Source organism: Phytobacter cepae (assembly GCF_054165735.1).
Genome location: NZ_CM135107.1, coordinates 3143851 through 3159489 on the forward strand (window position 1 = coordinate 3143851; position 15639 = coordinate 3159489).

Here is a 15639-nt window from a genome sequence, read left to right on the forward strand (position 1 = left end):
GCCGTTTCAGAACAGATTTTCAATATCATTGCTGTACGCTTTGCTGACCTTCTCCCCCATGGATTTAAGCTGCTGAATCATGGAGGTTAATTTCTGCGCATACTTAGGATCGGTAGCATATCCGGCGCTCTGCAGGGCCTGAGCGCCCTGCTCAGCGGTGGCTGCGGTGGTCACGGCGGCATAACGTGGATTACGGGTCAGCATGCCGACATAATCGGACAAGGCTTCAAGATAGGAGCTGTACACACGGAATTTCGCTTTCACTTTCTTCGCTTCGCCGTTTTCGAATTCCGTAGTCGTAATCTCAGTGACCGGCCCCTTCCAGCTTGAGGTCGCTTTCACGCCAAACAGGTTAAAGCTCGGTTCGCCGTTCTCGCGTTTAATCTGCCGTTGGCCCCAACCCGACTCCAGTGCCGCCTGGGCCAGGATCAGGTGGTGCGGTACCCCGCTCTGCTGGCTCGCCAGACGGGCCGGCAGGGAAAGCTGAGCGAGGAAGTCTTTGCTGTCGCCGCTCATTGGCTCATCACTGTTTTCCGGCGCTTTTGGCAGCGCCTTACGCACCATCTGCGCGATGGTCTGATTTTGCCAGGTATTGACGGTTTCCAGGTCGAACTTCATCGGTACCTGCTGCATCTGGTCACCCGCTTCAACGGGTGCCTGGCCGCCCGTCATCTGTTTGACCATCATTTCAGCCAGTCCCAGCCCTTTCCCGGCCGTCATCTGCTGAGCAATTTGTTGGTCATACATGCTGGTATACAGCCGCGTTGAATCACTGCTGAACAAACCGTCTTTCGGCAAGGCTTCACGCATGCTTTTCAGCATCATTTGCACGAACATCCCTTCAACCTGACGGGCAACAGGCCGGATGTTGGCCTGCGGATCCTGTCCGGCTTTCACCTTCAGTTCATTCAGGGATTGTGCATCCCATGCAGCACTTGCATTCAGACGGCTGTCAGTCAGCATCAGATGATCTCCAGCTTGGCACGCAGGCAGCCTGCCGTTTGCATCGACTGCAGAATAGACATCAGATCAATCGGTGTTGCACCCAGCGCATTAAGCGCACGCACGACGTTGTTCAGGTTGGCGCTGGAACGAATGCTTTGCAGCGACCCGCCGCTCTGACGCAGATCGATCTGCGTTTGTGGGGTGACCACCGTCTGACCACCACCGAATGGCGTGTTCGGTTGGCTCACGTTTGCAGACTGGTTCACCGTCACCGAGAGATTACCCTGCGCAACCGCACAATTATCCAGCGTGACTTCGCGGTTCATGACCACCGAGCCGGTACGGGAGTTAATCACAATTTTGGCATCCTGCGGCGCGGCCCCAACTTCGAGGTTCTGGATATCAGCCAGCATGCGCACCTGAGAGCTGCCGCCCTGAGGCACACGCACCTGAACGGTACGCGCATCTAATGCGGTTGCGCCGCCCATGCCACGACGGTTAATGGTGTCAGCAATTTGCTGCGCCATGGTGAAATCGTCCTGATTAAGCTGCAGGTTGAGGGTATTGCCATTGCCGAACTGCGAAGGCAACTCACGTTCGATCACGGCACCGCCGGTGATACGCCCCCCGTTGAGCTGGTTCACCGCCACGCTGCTACCGCCTGCGGAAGCGCCTGCGCCGCCGACCAGGATGTTACCCTGCGCCAGCGCGTACACCTGACTATCGACCCCTTTCAGCGGCGTCATCAGCAACGTACCGCCGCGAAGGCTTTTGGCGTTACCCATCGAGGAGACGACAACATCGATCGTCTGCCCCTGACGGCCAAATGCAGGCAACTGCGCGGTCACCATGACCGAGGCCACGTTCTTTAACTGCATGTTGGTGCCGGCAGGCACGGTGATGCCCATCTGCGAGAGCATGTTGTTAATACTTTGGGTGGTAAACGGCGTCTGGGTCGTCTGGTCACCGGTCCCATCCAGGCCAACCACCAGGCCATAGCCAATCAGTGAGTTTTCACGTACGCCCTGTACACTGGTGAGGTCCCGGATACGCTCAGCCTGGGCAACAGTCGCCAGCAGGATTAACGCCAGTCCAGTCAGATATCTAAACATAATTCACCCCGGTTACATCGGCGATAAGTTGAGGAAGAAACGTTGCAGCCAGCCCATGTTCTGCGCTTCGTTGATGTAGCCATTGCCCACATATTCGATACGCGCATCCGCCACCTGGGTGGACGGAACCGTGTTGCTGCCGCTAATGGTGCGTGGATTCACGACACCCGAGAAGCGGATGAATTCAGTGCCCTGGTTGATGGCAATCTGTTTTTCACCCACGACATGTAAGTTGCCATTGATCAGTACCTGATCGACGGTGACGGTCAAGGTGCCGCTAAAGGTATTGCTGGCATTTGCGCCGCCTTTACCATTAAAGGAGTTGCTACCAGAGCTCGAGAGATCCGCGCGGGCATTACCAAACAGTCCCTCAAGGTAGCGAGGGGTGGTATCCATGCCGAAACTGCTTTTGCCTTCACGGCTGGCGTTGGCGGATGAGCTTTTACTGGCGCTAACGTTTTCAGTCAAAACTAACGTCAGCGTGTCGCCCACATTACGCGGACGTCTGTCTTCAAACAGCGGCTGATAACCATAGTTGATCGGCTGCGCAGTTTGATAAATAGAACCATTGACCACAGGAACGGGGCCTGGCATTGGTTGGGCGGTGGTGGCGCCCTGCACCAGCGGAGTTGAAGGAACCCATGCACACCCGCTAAGGGTTACAGCCAGTAAAGCCAAAACAGGGTAACGGCCGGTGGTGATTTTTTGCATTACATTCATCTTCAAAATCAGGGTTCCGGTGTGGCCTGTTATGACCACACCGGAATACGCCTTAGAGTTGCGACAGTTTCTGCAGCATCTGATCGGTTGTGGAGACCGCTTTGCTGTTGATTTCATACGCGCGCTGAACCTGGATCATATTGACCAGCTCTTCAGCAACGTTGACGTTCGAGGTTTCCACATAGCCTTGATACAACAGACCCGCACCGTTAAGGCCCGGCGTCGTATCGTTCGGCGCACCTGAAGATTGGGTTTCGATGTACAGGTTTTCACCAATACTTTCGAGACCGGTATCGTTCATAAAGGTCGTCAGGTTTAACTGGCCTACCTGTACCGGTGCTGCGGCCCCCTGCTGTGTCGCACTGACCACGCCATCACGACCGATGGTAATGCTCAGGGTATTTGCCGGAATCGTGATGGCAGGCTGAACCTGGAAACCGCCGGCGGTCACCAGTTGACCATTCTGATCGACCTGGAATGAACCGTCACGGGTATAAGCCGAGGTGCCATCCGGCAAAAGGACCTGGAAGAAGCCCTGGCCTTTGATGGCGACATCTTTGCTGTTATTGGTCTGCGACAGGTTACCCTGGCTATGCAGACGCTCGGTCGCAACCGGGCGCACACCCGTACCAATTTGCAGACCGGAAGGCAGCGTGGTCTGTTCAGAAGACTGCGCACCGGGTTGACGAATGGTCTGGTAAAGCAAATCTTCAAATACCGCGCGTTGACGTTTGAAACCGTTGGTGCTGACGTTTGCCAGGTTGTTGGCAATAACGTCCATATTGGTTTGCTGTGCATCAAGGCCGGTTTTAGCGATCCATAATGAACTGATCATAGGAAATCCTGTTTATTAGCTCAGAGACAGCAACTGGTTGGCGCGCTGCGCATTTTCATCAACGCTGCCAATCACTTTCATCTGCATCTCAAATCGGCGTGCGCTGGCTATCATATCGGTCATCGCCTCCACCGCTTTAACGTTACTGCCTTCAAGCACGCCCGACATGACAGTAATTGTCGGATCTGCTTGTAAAACCGGGCCTCGGGTCGCTTGTGCCGCCTGGCTCAGACGGAAGAGACCGTCATCCCCACGCACCACTTCATTTCCCTGCGCTTTCACCAGTTTCAACTTTCCGACCGGTGAGACCGTGTTCGGCGCATCACCCGCGGTCAGTGCAGAAATCGTACCGTCAGCCGCAATGGTCACCTGAGAACCTTCCGGCACCGCAATGGGGCCCGCTTCACCGATGACCGGCTGACCACCGATGGTCAACTGTCCGGTAGGACTTACCTGGATGTTACCGTTACGGGTATATCCTTCACTGCCATCTTTACTCTGTACGACAAGCCAACCGTCCTGCTGCAATGCTACGTCCAGCGGGCGTGAGGTGTAGTCCATCTGACCGGGCGTCATATCGGCGCCCGGCGTCGATTCGACCACCAGCGTACGGGTCGGCACGGACATCCCTTGTACCGGTACCGCACGCAGCGCGTTGAGCTGAGCGCGGAACCCGGGTGTTGATGCGTTTGCGAGGTTGCTGGCAGTGACAGCCTGCTGGTTCAGCGTCTGGCTGGCGGCACCCATCGCGGTATATATTGCGTGATCCATTAGGCCATCCCGTCAGGCGATTAACGCAGGTTAACCAGCGTGTTAAGGATCTGGTCCTGGGTTTTGATGGTCTGCGCGTTCGACTGATAGTTACGCTGTGCGACAATCATATTCACCAGTTCTTTACTCAGATCGACGTTGGAAGCTTCCAGCGCACCGTTGGTCAGGGTACCGAAGTTACCGGTACCTGCGGTGCCCAGCAGCGCAACACCAGAGGCGTTGGTTGCAGACCAGACGTTATCACCTTCAGATTTCAGCCCTTCGTTGTTGGCAAAGTTTGCCAGCACGATTTGACCCAGCAGCTGCGTCTGTTCGTTGGAGTAAGTCCCGACCACGGTACCGTCATCATTGATGGTGTAGCTCACCATGCTGCCCGGCTTATAGCCGTTCTGCGACGTAGAAACAATGGCGCTGGTGCCCACGTTCTGCTGCATGGAGCCCTGGAAGCTCAGTGAGAAGGAGGACGGCGTCGCCCCGCTCAACGCACCGGTAGTCACGTTGATGGATGGCGTGGCATTCGGGGTGGTCGCCAGGGTATAGGTATTGGTCGCGGTATTCAGGGTGTAGTTGTAAACACCGGCCAGATTACCGTTAGCATCAAAGTTCATTTGCGCAGATTTGGTCGCGGTAGAACCGGCTACGCTGGTATCCTGGGTGTAGATATCCCACTTGTTGTCTGCCGTTTTGACGTAGTACACGTTCATGTCATGAGCGTTACCCTGGGTGTCATAAACGGTGACCGGGCCTTTTTTGTTGTAGCTGCTGGCGTTCGATGGATCGAAAACGGCCACCGTCGGTACGGCGTCCGTGGAGTTCAGGTTCATCTGCATCGCAGCGGTGGTGGTGGTTTTCGCGGACATCAGATCGTTCGGAATATTGATTCCGGTCGGGTTGCCCCCGGTCTGAATCTCCGGCGGAGAACCGACAGCAGCATAGCCTGTGACAGCCAGACCCTGCATGTTCACCAGGTTACGGTTGGCATCGAGGGTGAACTGACCATTACGGCTGTAGTAAACAGAACCATTAGTATCGGTCAGGCGGAAGAAACCGTTCTGGCTGATTGCGACGTCCAGGCCACGACCGGTGTTGGTGGTGGTGCCATCGTTGAAGTCCTGAGTAATACCCGCAACTTTAACACCCAGACCGACTTTCGATCCCGCGAACATGTCGGCGAAGGATGCAGTACTGGATTTAAAGCCATACGTGGCGGAGTTGGCGATGTTGTTACCAATAAGATCGAGGTTAGTGGCCGCAGCATTCAAACCGCTGACCGCTTGTGAAAAGGCCATGACTTACTCCTGATAAGTGTTAAGGCTTAAATAATCTGCCGAACTTCGTCGAGCGTGGTATTACCGTAAGTACCCAGATCCAGGGTACTGCCATCAGATGTACGCGTTACCGCCTGCACCAGCGCGTACTGCAACGGTTGTGCCACCAGTTGCGTTGCGCCAGAGCTTGCGGCAATAGAAACTTTGTATGAACCATCGGTCGCCGTGGTCCCGTCAGTCAGCTTACCGTCCCAACTGAAGGTGTGTACGCCCGCTTTCAGGGCACCCAGTTCGATGGTTTGCACCACGGTGCCATCTTTATTGGTGATAGTGGCAGTGACTTTATCGGCCGGCTGTTCCAGCTCAACACCAAACGGCGTGGTAGTGGAATTACCCGCCAGCACGGTGGTGCCCGGAATCATTACACCATGACCAATCAGCGTACTGGCCTGAACGGATTCGTTGTTGTTGATCTGCCCGGAAATGGAACCCAGGGTGGTATTCAGTTTTTCAATACCGTTCAGGGTGCTGATCTGCGCCAGCTGCGACGTCAGTTCATTGTTTTCCAGCGGGTTAGTCGGATCCTGGTTTTTCAACTGGGCAACTAACAGGGTCAGGAAGCTGCTTTGCAGATCCGACGCGCTGCTCGTCGTCAGCGAAGAAGAGCCGCTACTGCTACTGGTGGAACTGACACCGCTGTTCGTTGTGTCATTCACATTTACGGCGATAGACATAAGCGTCTCCTTTACTGGCCGAGAGTGAGCGTCTTGAGCATCATGCTCTTAACGGTATTAAGCACTTCTACGTTTGCCTGGTAGCTGCGCGAAGCGGACATGGTGTTGACCATCTCCCCGACCACATCCACGTTAGGCATTTTGACGTAGCCATTGTTGTCCGCCAGCGGGTTACCCGGCTGGTAAACCAATTTATCAGGGGCCTGGCTTTCCACCACGTCGGCCACTTTGACGCCGCCTGTTGCCTGACCCGGTGCCGCATCAACCTGAAAAACGACCTGCTTGGCACGGTAGGGTTGGCCATCAGGCCCGGTGACGCTGTCGGCGTTTGCCAGATTACTGGCCGCCACGTTCAGGCGCTTAGACTGCGCCGTCAGTGCCGATCCGGCGACATCAAAGATATTCAGTAAAGCCATCTGTTAATTCCCCTGTAGCACGCTTTGCATGCTCTTAATCTGTCCGCCCAACACGGTCAGACCCGTCTGATACTTCACGCCATTGTCGGCAAACTGCGTACGCTCGCGGTCCATATCGACGGTATTGCCATCCAGTGAAGGCTGGTCGGGGATGCGATATAACAATTCGGTAGACGCAGGTGCGATAGCCTGCGCCGGAATGTGGCGGCTTGAAGTCAATGCCAGCGCGACGCCGTTGGTCTCAGGACGGCCACGCTCCATGACTTTTTTCAGCTCACTGGAAAAGTCCAGATCGCGTGCCTGATACCCTGGGGTATCGGCGTTGGCGATGTTCGCGGCCAGGATTTCCTGGCGCTTTGCGCTCAGATTCAGCGCTTCTTGCTGAAACCGTAACGCGGCATCAAGTTTGTCGAGCATGACGTCCCCGCTGATGAGAATTATTTAGTCAATAGCTTAAATCTCATTACGGGCGCGTTATCGTCAGAATAAGAGCAAAATGCGTCGCTATTTATTGCGTTGATAGATTTGCTCCCCGGTTAGAATTCTGTCATCCCTTCTACAGGCAGGAGTCTGCGATGAATTTTCTGAAAATCGGTTTAGCCGCAGTCTTACTGTTTTTAAGCCAGAATGGGTTGGCGCAGGATCTTAACGCGCAGTTGACCTCATTCTTTGCCACCCGCCTGGCGGGTTTTAGTGATGACGTGGTGGTCAAGGTGCGTACGCCGAATAACCTTCTCCCGGCATGTGAACAACCGGCACTAAGCGTGACGGGGAATGCAAAGCTGTGGGGGAACGTCAACGTATTGGCAATATGCGGTAATGAAAAACGCTATTTACAGGTCAACGTCCAGGCGACGGGGAACTACGTTGTCGCCGCGCAGGCCATAACCCGTGGCAGTGCGCTTGAGCCCGGTAGCGTCAAGCTCGCCCGAGGGCGACTCGATCAATTACCGCCTAAAACCATGCTGGATATCGCCCAGGCGCAGGACGCCATCAGCCTGCGCGATTTGGCGCCAGGCCAGCCCGTGCAGCTCTCTTTACTCCGTCAGGCCTGGCGAATCAAAGCCGGGCAACGCGTTCAGGTGATTGCCAACGGTGATGGCTTTAGTGTAAATGGTGAAGGTCAGGCTTTGAACAATGCAGCGGTCGCGCAGAATGCCCGGGTCAGGATGGCATCAGGTCAGATTGTCAGCGGTACGGTGGGGTCTGATGGGAATATTCTTATTAATCTATAATCTTTTTAAAGAATTTGCGGCCACTGCCGATAATTAAGCAACGACTGAAGATTGGCAGATCCCAAACGCCGGGAACCTCAATGAGGAAACACTATGAGCATTGATCGTACATCGCCCTTAAAGCCGGTTAGCACTGTCCAACCGCGTGAAGCCAGCGAAACGCAGGCACAAAAAGTACGTCAGGAAAAATCAGCGACGGCTAACAGCACCAATGTCACTCTCAGTGACGCGCAGGCAAAACTGATGAAGCCGGGTACAAACGATATCAATATGGAACGCGTTGAAAAACTCAAAACCGCGATCCGTAATGGCGAACTGAAAATGGATACCGGCAAAATTGCCGATGCCCTGATCAGCGACGCACAGAGCTACTTACAGAGTAAATAACAGTATGAATGGACTGTCAGAAATCCTTGATCAAATGACAGTTATCCTGAATGCGTTGAAAGACGTGATGGATGCTGAGCAAAAACAGCTTTCCGTAGGCCATGTGAATGGCAGTACGTTACAGCGTATTACGGAAGAGAAAAGCTCTTTGCTCGCCACCCTGGATTATCTTGAGCAGCAACGCCGTGCCGCCCAAAATCCGCAGAACAGCGCGAACGATGATGTTGCAGGTCGCTGGGAACTTATTACAAAAAAAACACAGCACTTACGCGATCTGAATCAACACAATGGGTGGTTGCTTGAAGGGCAAATAGCGCTGAATCAGAAAGCGCTTGAGGTGCTGAAGCCGCATCAGGAGCCGGGTCTTTACGGAGCAAATGGCCAGACCTTCTCCGGCAGCCGTGGCGGCAAAAAGATTTCCATCTAATCACACCTTCAGCACACATAGCGGGAGTCGCCAACATGGCTGACTCCCTTTTGTGTTTACGCTACCCGGCGGGCAAACTCTTTGAGTCTGAACCCGAGCAGAGCCAGCGTTGCGAAGTAGGCCACTACACCCACGATCACCACGGCAAATAAACGCATCAGGCGATGCGCCATGTTCCCGTCCGCCCATTCAGGCATGATATACATCATCCCCACCAACGCTGCCGACATCACACACACCGCCACAAGCAGGCGTATCAGGAAGCTGGCCCATCCGGCTTGCGGCGTAAAGATATCCTGTTTGCGTAACTGCCAGTAAAGCAGACCGGCGTTCAGGCAGGCAGCAAGACCTATCGATAGTGACAGCCCGGCATGCTTAAGCGGTCCGATAAATGCCAAGTTCATAAGCTGCGTCATAATTAGGGTGACAATGGCAATCTTCACCGGCGTTTTGATGTCCTGACGAGAGTAAAACCCCGGTGCCAGGACCTTCACCACAATAATGCCCATTAACCCGACCGAATACGCCACTAATGCTTGCTGGGTCATTTGGGCGTCAAAGGCAGAGAACTTGCCGTACTGGAAAAGGGATACGGTTAGCGGTTTGGCAAGAATGCCTAATGCCACGGCACTCGGTAGCGCCAGCAGGAAGCAGAGGCGTAACCCCCAGTCCATCAGGCGGCAATACTCGTCGTGATTTCCGCTGGCAAAGCTGCGCGACAACGACGGCAGCAAAATAGTCCCTAACGCCACGCCCAGCACGCCTGAAGGAAACTCCATCAGACGATCGGCGTAGTACATCCACGAGACTGAACCGGAGACCAGGAAAGAGGCAAAAATGGTATTAATGATGAGTGAAATCTGGCTAACCGACACGCCTAAAATGGCCGGCCCCATCTGTTTCACCACCCGCATAGCACCCGCGTCGCGAAAATTAACCCTCGGCAGGACCAGCATGCCAATTTTTTTCAGGTGCGGCAGTTGATACACCAGCTGTAATACGCCGCCAACGGTTACCGCCCAGGCCAGTGCCAGCACCGGTGGATTAAAATAGGGTGCGCCGAAAAGGGCGAACCCGATCATGCTGATGTTAAGGAACGTTGGGGCAAATGCCGGTACGGAGAACCGATTCCAGGTATTGAGAATAGCGCCGGCCAGCGAGGCGAGCGAAATCAGCAAAATATAAGGAAAGGTGATTTGCAGCAGTTGAGAAGTCAGCGCGAACTTATCCGCCGTATTGGCAAAGCCGGGTGCGGTGACCAGAATCACCCACGGGGCAGCCAGCATCCCGACGACGGTCACCACCGCCAGCGCCAGGGTCAGTAATCCCGAAACATACGAGACAAAGACGCGTGTGGCATCTTCGCCCTGCTTGCTTTTGTATTCAGCAAGAATGGGTACAAAAGCCTGGGAAAACGCGCCTTCGGCAAAAATACGGCGCAACAGGTTAGGCAATTTGAAGGCCACAAAAAAGGCATCGGTCGCCACACCCGCACCAAACACCCTCGCCACAATGGCGTCACGCGCAAAGCCGAGCACGCGAGAAAACATGGTCATTGAACTGACCGCAGCCAGTGATTTTAATAAGTTCATTTAGGATTCCATAAGGCACAACGCCTGCAAAGCAGGCGTTGGTATAGCGAAGCGCTTAGTCTACCGGGAATAGCACGAATTACTACCGGCATATGTTACCGGGAATTATTCACGTATGGCATCGCGCCAAAGCTTGTCTATCACTCGTTGCGCGAGAATCGCCTGCTCTCCGGCGGTTTCCGGAACTGTCTGATTTTGCACGCATTCAATGAAATGGCGGGCGCATCCCGCAAAGCCCCGCTGCTCAAGCGTGGTCTGCCAGCCGGCAACCGGCCGCTCAATCACTCCCTGCCCGGCCTCTTCTCGCCATTGACGCATATCCGTCACATCGTACAACGCGCCGTCGGTCACGGCCTGTACCCACTCGCGCTGGCTTCCCGCACGGCGATGCATGCTGGTCGTTATCTGCAAACCTGAAGCTGTAAAGTGGTGCTCGGCATACACCATCTCGCCATCGTCATTGGTCAGCAGGGTGCCGCTGGTCAGCTGCGCGTTGCCGCCGCCCAGCCAGAGCGCGGTATCCACGACATGCAGGTAATCGTCCAGCAGCGTGAAGCGCAAATCATGAGGACCCACGCTGTTTGTGCGATGCTTATCCATACGCACCGACGCCGCCGTCGTTAAACGGGATTTAAGATCCTGATACAGGGGGGCAAAACGGCGGTTAAAGCCCACCATCAACGTCCGTTTTTTCTTCGCGGCGAGTTCGACCAGTTTTTCAGCATCAGCGAGGTTGTCAGCCAGCGGTTTATCCACACAGACGTTCACCCCTGCGTTTAACAGTTCGCTGACGACGGCATAATGCGAGGCCGTAGAGGTGTGAACGAAAACCGCATCACACTGTGCCGCCAACTCCGTTAATGATCCGGCATAAGGAATACGCCAGGTGTCACATACCGGTTGCGCTTTCTCACGCGTCGGCGACCAGGCTCCGGTCAGCGTCCAGTCACTGGCCGCGCCAAGCACCGGCAGCCACGCCTTTTGTGCAATGCCACCTAATCCAACCACCCCAATTCGTAATTTTGTCACGCTTACTCTCCCAAATGTTCGAGCAGTGAGTTTAAACGCTGCTTCAGCTCCGCCACTTCCATTTCCAGTGCCTCAACGCGCGCACCGAGATCCTCAGAAGAGGGGCTGACGGCCTCCACTACGTTGATAAGTGTTTCGACATCACCGCTGAAGCGGTGCATATAGCGGCTCTCACGCTTGCCCGCTTCGCGTGGCAAACGCACCACGTAGGGACCGTCTTCACGTTGTGCAAGGTTTTCCAGGGCGCTTTCGACTTCAGCCATATCAGTGAACTTGTGCATCCGCTCCGCACGCCCGCGCAATTCACCCGGCGTTTGTGGACCACGTAGCAACAGCGTCGTTACCAGCGCCACTTCGGCCGATGTCAGTTTGAGGTCGCCAAATTCGGAATTACAAAAACGCTGCTCATATTTGGTCACCCGATTGCCAAATCCGCTAACGGTGCGTAAATAATGACGTTTGACGAGGGTATCGAGCAGATCCTGCACCTCGTGTTCGCTGAGGTTCATCACCGGTTCACGGTTGGTTTTTTGGTTGCAGGCGGTCACGACCGCATTCACCGACAGCGGGTACTGCTCTGGCGTCGTCACCTGTTTTTCCAACAAACAGCCGATCACGCGCGCTTCCGGCGCACTGAGTTGATATTTCATGGTTTCTCCTTAACGACCTGCGGTCCAGTTTTCCGTCGTCAGCGCCGTTAACACATGGTCACGCCACTGCCCATCAATCAGCAAATACGCTTTCGCATAGCCCTCTTTTTCAAATCCCAGGCGCGCCAAAAGCCCCCCGCTACGTTTATTGTGCGGCATATAGTTGGCCATAATACGGTGTATGTGTTGCGTACGTTGCATATAGCGGATCGCGCTGGTCAGGGCTTCGAACATCAGCCCTTGCCCCTGCCATTTTTGCCCAATCGAATAGCCGAGATAGCAGGCATGAAAAGACCCACGGACCACGTTAGAGAAGTTCGCCACGCCGATGATTTCTTTTTCTTCGGGGTCAAGCAACGCAAAGTAAAATGCGGTCCCCTGCTTATGAAATTCGTTGATCATTCCGAGGCGAGCTTGCCAGCCTGAAGGGTAACAATGGCTTTCGTCGCGAACCGGTTCCCAGGGTTTTAAAAACTGGCGATTTTCCGCGTAATAATCCGCCAGCCGCCAGGCATCACGTTCGTGAACCAGCCGAACGACCATCCGGTCTGTCACCAGCCGTACTTTGGGCACATTACTGCGATAGCCAAACATGTATTCCCTCTCTTTTGGTTTACGTCTCTATACCCTTTCCCATTACTATACCTTTGCGCAGAGACTCTGTGAAAACAACAACCTGCATTTTCACGCGTCATAGTTGTTTTCGATGAGAAGTCTGAATGAAAGCCCGATTTTGATAAAAAAATATTGTCATCTTTGCGATGGGAAAAGGCTCGGCGCAGCGGCAGAATGGAAGGGAATTTATCGGTTAATTTCCCGGGAGGGGAAATGGCGCGCGTCTCACAGGCCAGGAGCCTGGGTAAATATTTCCTGCTTGTCGATAATATGCTGGTTGTACTGGGCTTTTTCGTCGTTTTCCCGCTGATTTCCATTCGCTTTGTCGATCAACTTGGCTGGGCCGCTTTGATGGTGGGCATTGCCCTTGGCCTGCGCCAGTTCATTCAGCAAGGCCTGGGGGTATTTGGCGGTGCCATTGCTGACCGCTTTGGTGCCAAGCCGCTGATTGTTACCGGGATGCTCATGCGAGCCGCCGGGTTTGCCACTATGGGTGTCGCTCATGAGCCCTGGGTTTTATGGTGCTCCTGTATTCTCTCCGGCCTGGGGGGCACCCTGTTCGATCCTCCCCGCTCCGCGCTGGTGGTGAAACTGATTCGCCCTTCTCAACGCGGGCGGTTTTTCTCGCTTTTGATGATGCAGGACAGCGCGGGAGCCGTTATCGGTGCGCTGATTGGCAGTTGGTTGCTGCAATATGATTTTCGTCTGGTGTGCGCAGTCGGTGCCGCTGTCTTTGTGCTCTGTGCCGCTTTTAACGCCTGGTTACTTCCTGCATGGAAGCTGTCGACGGTAAAAACCCCGATGCGTGAAGGGTTAAACCGCGTATGGCGTGATAAAAAGTTCGTCACCTATGTATTAACGCTGACCGGCTATTACATGCTGGCGGTGCAGGTGATGTTAATGCTGCCGATTATGGTCAATGATATCGCCGGTTCCCCGGCGCCGGTGAAATGGATGTACGCCATTGAGGCCTGTTTATCGTTGACGCTGCTTTATCCCATCGCACGCTGGAGTGAAAAACGTTTTCGCCTTGAGCATCGGCTCATGGCCGGATTACTGTTTATGACGTTCAGCCTGTTGCCGATGGGGTTGGTCAGTAACCTGCAACAAATCTTTACTCTAATCTGCACGTTTTATATCGGGTCGATCATTGCGGAACCTGCACGTGAAACCCTGAGCGCCGCCCTCGCAGATGCCCGGGCACGAGGCAGCTATATGGGCTTTAGTCGTTTAGGTCTCGCGCTGGGCGGAGCCCTCGGCTATGCCGGCGGTGGCTGGCTGTTTGACGCAGGAAAAGCCTTTAATCAACCCGAGCTGCCGTGGATGATGCTCGCACTTATCGGGCTTATCACTTTCTTTGCCCTGCTCTGGCAATTTGGCTATCGGCGCGCACACCCGGCACTCCTCGAACCCGAGGCCTGATTTGCCAGCACTTTTATTCTCCTCCATACTTTTTGGTGATGACCCACCACTATGGAGGAGAAGCGTGAAACTTTATATTTACGATCACTGCCCGTATTGCGTTAAAGCCCGCATGATTTTCGGTCTCAAAAACATCCCTGTTGAGCTCAATGTCCTCCTGAGCGATGACGAAGCCACACCCACCCGGATGATTGGTCAGAAAATGGCGCCGATTCTGCAAAAAGATGACAGCCGCTATCTGCCAGAAAGCATGGACATTGTGCATTATGTCGATAACCTCGACGGGAAACCGCTGCTCACCGGGAAGCCCAACCCTGCGCTGGAAACCTGGCTACGCAAGGTGAACGGCTATGTGAACCGCTTGCTTATTCCACGTTTTGCCAGGTCCCGGTTTGATGAATTTGCGACCCCTGAGGCGCGGGCTTACTTCGTCAACAAGAAAGAGGCAGCGTTGGGGGATTTTGCCGACCATCTTGCACACTCGCCGGGTCTGATTAAAAACATCAGCGATGACTTACGCGCACTGGATAAACTTATCGTGCAACCCAATGCGCTCAATGGCGAACTGTCGGAAGATGATATTCATCTTTTCCCACTGCTGCGTAATCTGACGCTGGTGGCAGGCGTCGTCTGGCCAACCCGCGTGGCCGATTATCGCGATAATATGGCGAAACAAACGCAAATCAACCTGCTCTCATCAATGGCGATATAATGCCCTTTCGCGGAAGCTGCGGCTTCCGCTTTCAGTTTTATCTGCTGGAGTCGGCCGGGTGATGCGCCGATGCTACAGTCAGGGACAGCAGCCCGGTATCTTTTGAGGATCACAATGAAGAAAGTTATTTTTGCCGCAGCACTCATTTTGAGCGGCGTTCTGGTGGGATGTAATCAACTTACACAGTACAGCATCAGCGAGCAGGAGATTAATCAGGCGCTACAGAAGCGTAATGACTTTTCTAAAGATATCGGCCTGCCCGGCGTTGCCGATGCCCATATCGTTCTGCGCAATCTCGCCAGCGCAATTGGTCGGGAAGAGCCGAATAAAATTACGCTGACCGGTGATGCGAATCTCGATATGACGTCACTCTTCGGCAATCAAAAAGCGACCATGAAACTGAAAATGAAAGCCCTGCCCGTCTTTGATAAAGAGAAAGGTGCCATTTATCTTCATGAGATGGAAGTGGTCGATGCCACGGTCGAACCGCAAAAAATGCAGACCGTGCTGCAAACGTTAATGCCTTACCTGAATCAGTCCCTGAGTAACTATTTTAACCAACGCCCGGCCTATGTGCTGCGTGAAGACAGCAGCAAAGGGGAAGCGCTGGCGAAGAAATATGCCAAAGGTATTGAAGTCAAACCTGGTGAAATCGTTATTCCTCTCACCGACTGACGTGCGATCCTTCTTCAGGAAAAGGATGCAAACGGAAACGATTACGCTTATGCTTAGTGCCCGGCAAAAACCAGCCAATAATGACTGATTCTCA

General features: G+C 54.1%; 19 protein-coding genes. 6 read left to right on the top strand and 13 right to left on the bottom strand.

What is annotated here, in order from left to right:
- Positions 1-6: 6 nt before the first annotated feature.
- The 9 genes from flgJ to flgB all read right to left on the bottom strand — a co-directional run bounded on the left by flgJ (position 7) and on the right by flgB (position 7218).
- Positions 7-963 carry a flagellar assembly peptidoglycan hydrolase FlgJ gene (gene flgJ / locus ACUY4Q_RS14800; protein WP_458043500.1) on the bottom strand — a complete coding sequence of 319 codons (957 nt, stop codon included), beginning with the start codon at positions 961-963 and terminating at the stop codon, positions 7-9.
- Positions 963-2057, bottom strand: coding sequence for a flagellar basal body P-ring protein FlgI (locus ACUY4Q_RS14805; protein WP_458043501.1), 1095 nt, complete (start codon positions 2055-2057; stop codon positions 963-965). Before ACUY4Q_RS14805 ends, flgJ begins: the two co-directional genes overlap by 1 nt.
- A gap of 12 nt (positions 2058-2069) precedes the next feature.
- Positions 2070-2768: a flagellar basal body L-ring protein FlgH gene (locus ACUY4Q_RS14810; protein ID WP_458043502.1), complete on the bottom strand. Its 699-nt coding sequence runs from the start codon at positions 2766-2768 to the stop codon at positions 2070-2072.
- A gap of 61 nt (positions 2769-2829) precedes the next feature.
- Positions 2830-3612: a flagellar basal-body rod protein FlgG gene (flgG, locus tag ACUY4Q_RS14815; protein WP_458043503.1), complete on the bottom strand. Its 783-nt coding sequence runs from the start codon at positions 3610-3612 to the stop codon at positions 2830-2832.
- Positions 3613-3627: 15 nt separating this feature from the next.
- Positions 3628-4383 (bottom strand): flagellar basal body rod protein FlgF, encoded by a 756-nt coding sequence (locus ACUY4Q_RS14820; RefSeq protein WP_458043504.1) that lies wholly within the window; start codon positions 4381-4383, stop codon positions 3628-3630.
- 20 nt (positions 4384-4403) lie between these two features.
- Complete coding sequence (gene flgE / locus ACUY4Q_RS14825) at positions 4404-5672, bottom strand: flagellar hook protein FlgE (RefSeq protein WP_458043505.1); 1269 nt, start codon at positions 5670-5672, stop codon at positions 4404-4406.
- Positions 5673-5698: 26 nt separating this feature from the next.
- Complete coding sequence (gene flgD / locus ACUY4Q_RS14830; protein WP_458043506.1) at positions 5699-6385, bottom strand: flagellar hook assembly protein FlgD; 687 nt, start codon at positions 6383-6385, stop codon at positions 5699-5701.
- Between the two features lie 11 nt (positions 6386-6396).
- A complete protein-coding gene (gene flgC, locus ACUY4Q_RS14835; protein ID WP_458043507.1) occupies positions 6397-6801 on the bottom strand; it encodes a flagellar basal body rod protein FlgC in 405 nt (134 codons plus the stop codon).
- Between the two features lie 3 nt (positions 6802-6804).
- Entirely contained in the window at positions 6805-7218 is a 414-nt protein-coding gene (flgB, locus tag ACUY4Q_RS14840) for a flagellar basal body rod protein FlgB (RefSeq protein WP_458043508.1), read from the bottom strand.
- A 158-nt stretch (positions 7219-7376) separates the two neighbouring features.
- Between flgB and flgA the strand changes: the two genes are divergently transcribed.
- The 3 genes from flgA to flgN all read left to right on the top strand — a co-directional run bounded on the left by flgA (position 7377) and on the right by flgN (position 8850).
- Positions 7377-8036: a flagellar basal body P-ring formation chaperone FlgA gene (flgA, locus tag ACUY4Q_RS14845; protein WP_458043509.1), complete on the top strand. Its 660-nt coding sequence runs from the start codon at positions 7377-7379 to the stop codon at positions 8034-8036.
- 93 nt (positions 8037-8129) lie between these two features.
- Complete coding sequence (gene flgM / locus ACUY4Q_RS14850) at positions 8130-8423, top strand: flagellar biosynthesis anti-sigma factor FlgM (protein ID WP_458043510.1); 294 nt, start codon at positions 8130-8132, stop codon at positions 8421-8423.
- Between the two features lie 4 nt (positions 8424-8427).
- Entirely contained in the window at positions 8428-8850 is a 423-nt protein-coding gene (gene flgN, locus ACUY4Q_RS14855) for a flagella biosynthesis chaperone FlgN (RefSeq protein WP_458043511.1), read from the top strand.
- Between the two features lie 56 nt (positions 8851-8906).
- Here the strand turns inward: flgN and murJ are convergent, their stop codons facing one another.
- From murJ to rimJ, 4 genes are all read right to left on the bottom strand, one after another.
- Positions 8907-10442, bottom strand: coding sequence for a murein biosynthesis integral membrane protein MurJ (gene murJ / locus ACUY4Q_RS14860; protein WP_458043512.1), 1536 nt, complete (start codon positions 10440-10442; stop codon positions 8907-8909).
- 105 nt (positions 10443-10547) lie between these two features.
- On the bottom strand, positions 10548-11471 hold the full coding sequence (locus ACUY4Q_RS14865) for a Gfo/Idh/MocA family protein (protein ID WP_458043513.1): 924 nt from the start codon (positions 11469-11471) through the stop codon (positions 10548-10550).
- 2 nt (positions 11472-11473) lie between these two features.
- Entirely contained in the window at positions 11474-12121 is a 648-nt protein-coding gene (locus ACUY4Q_RS14870) for a YceH family protein (RefSeq protein WP_458043514.1), read from the bottom strand.
- A gap of 9 nt (positions 12122-12130) precedes the next feature.
- A complete protein-coding gene (rimJ, locus tag ACUY4Q_RS14875) occupies positions 12131-12715 on the bottom strand; it encodes a ribosomal protein S5-alanine N-acetyltransferase (protein WP_458043515.1) in 585 nt (194 codons plus the stop codon).
- A 234-nt stretch (positions 12716-12949) separates the two neighbouring features.
- Between rimJ and mdtH the strand changes: the two genes are divergently transcribed.
- From mdtH to ACUY4Q_RS14890, 3 genes are all read left to right on the top strand, one after another.
- Positions 12950-14158: a multidrug efflux MFS transporter MdtH gene (mdtH, locus tag ACUY4Q_RS14880; RefSeq protein ID WP_458043516.1), complete on the top strand. Its 1209-nt coding sequence runs from the start codon at positions 12950-12952 to the stop codon at positions 14156-14158.
- A gap of 64 nt (positions 14159-14222) precedes the next feature.
- Positions 14223-14870, top strand: a complete 648-nt coding sequence (gene grxB / locus ACUY4Q_RS14885) for a glutaredoxin 2 (RefSeq protein ID WP_458043517.1) — start codon at positions 14223-14225, stop codon at positions 14868-14870.
- A gap of 114 nt (positions 14871-14984) precedes the next feature.
- Complete coding sequence (locus tag ACUY4Q_RS14890) at positions 14985-15545, top strand: lipoprotein (protein ID WP_458043518.1); 561 nt, start codon at positions 14985-14987, stop codon at positions 15543-15545.
- Positions 15546-15639: the final 94 nt, after the last annotated feature.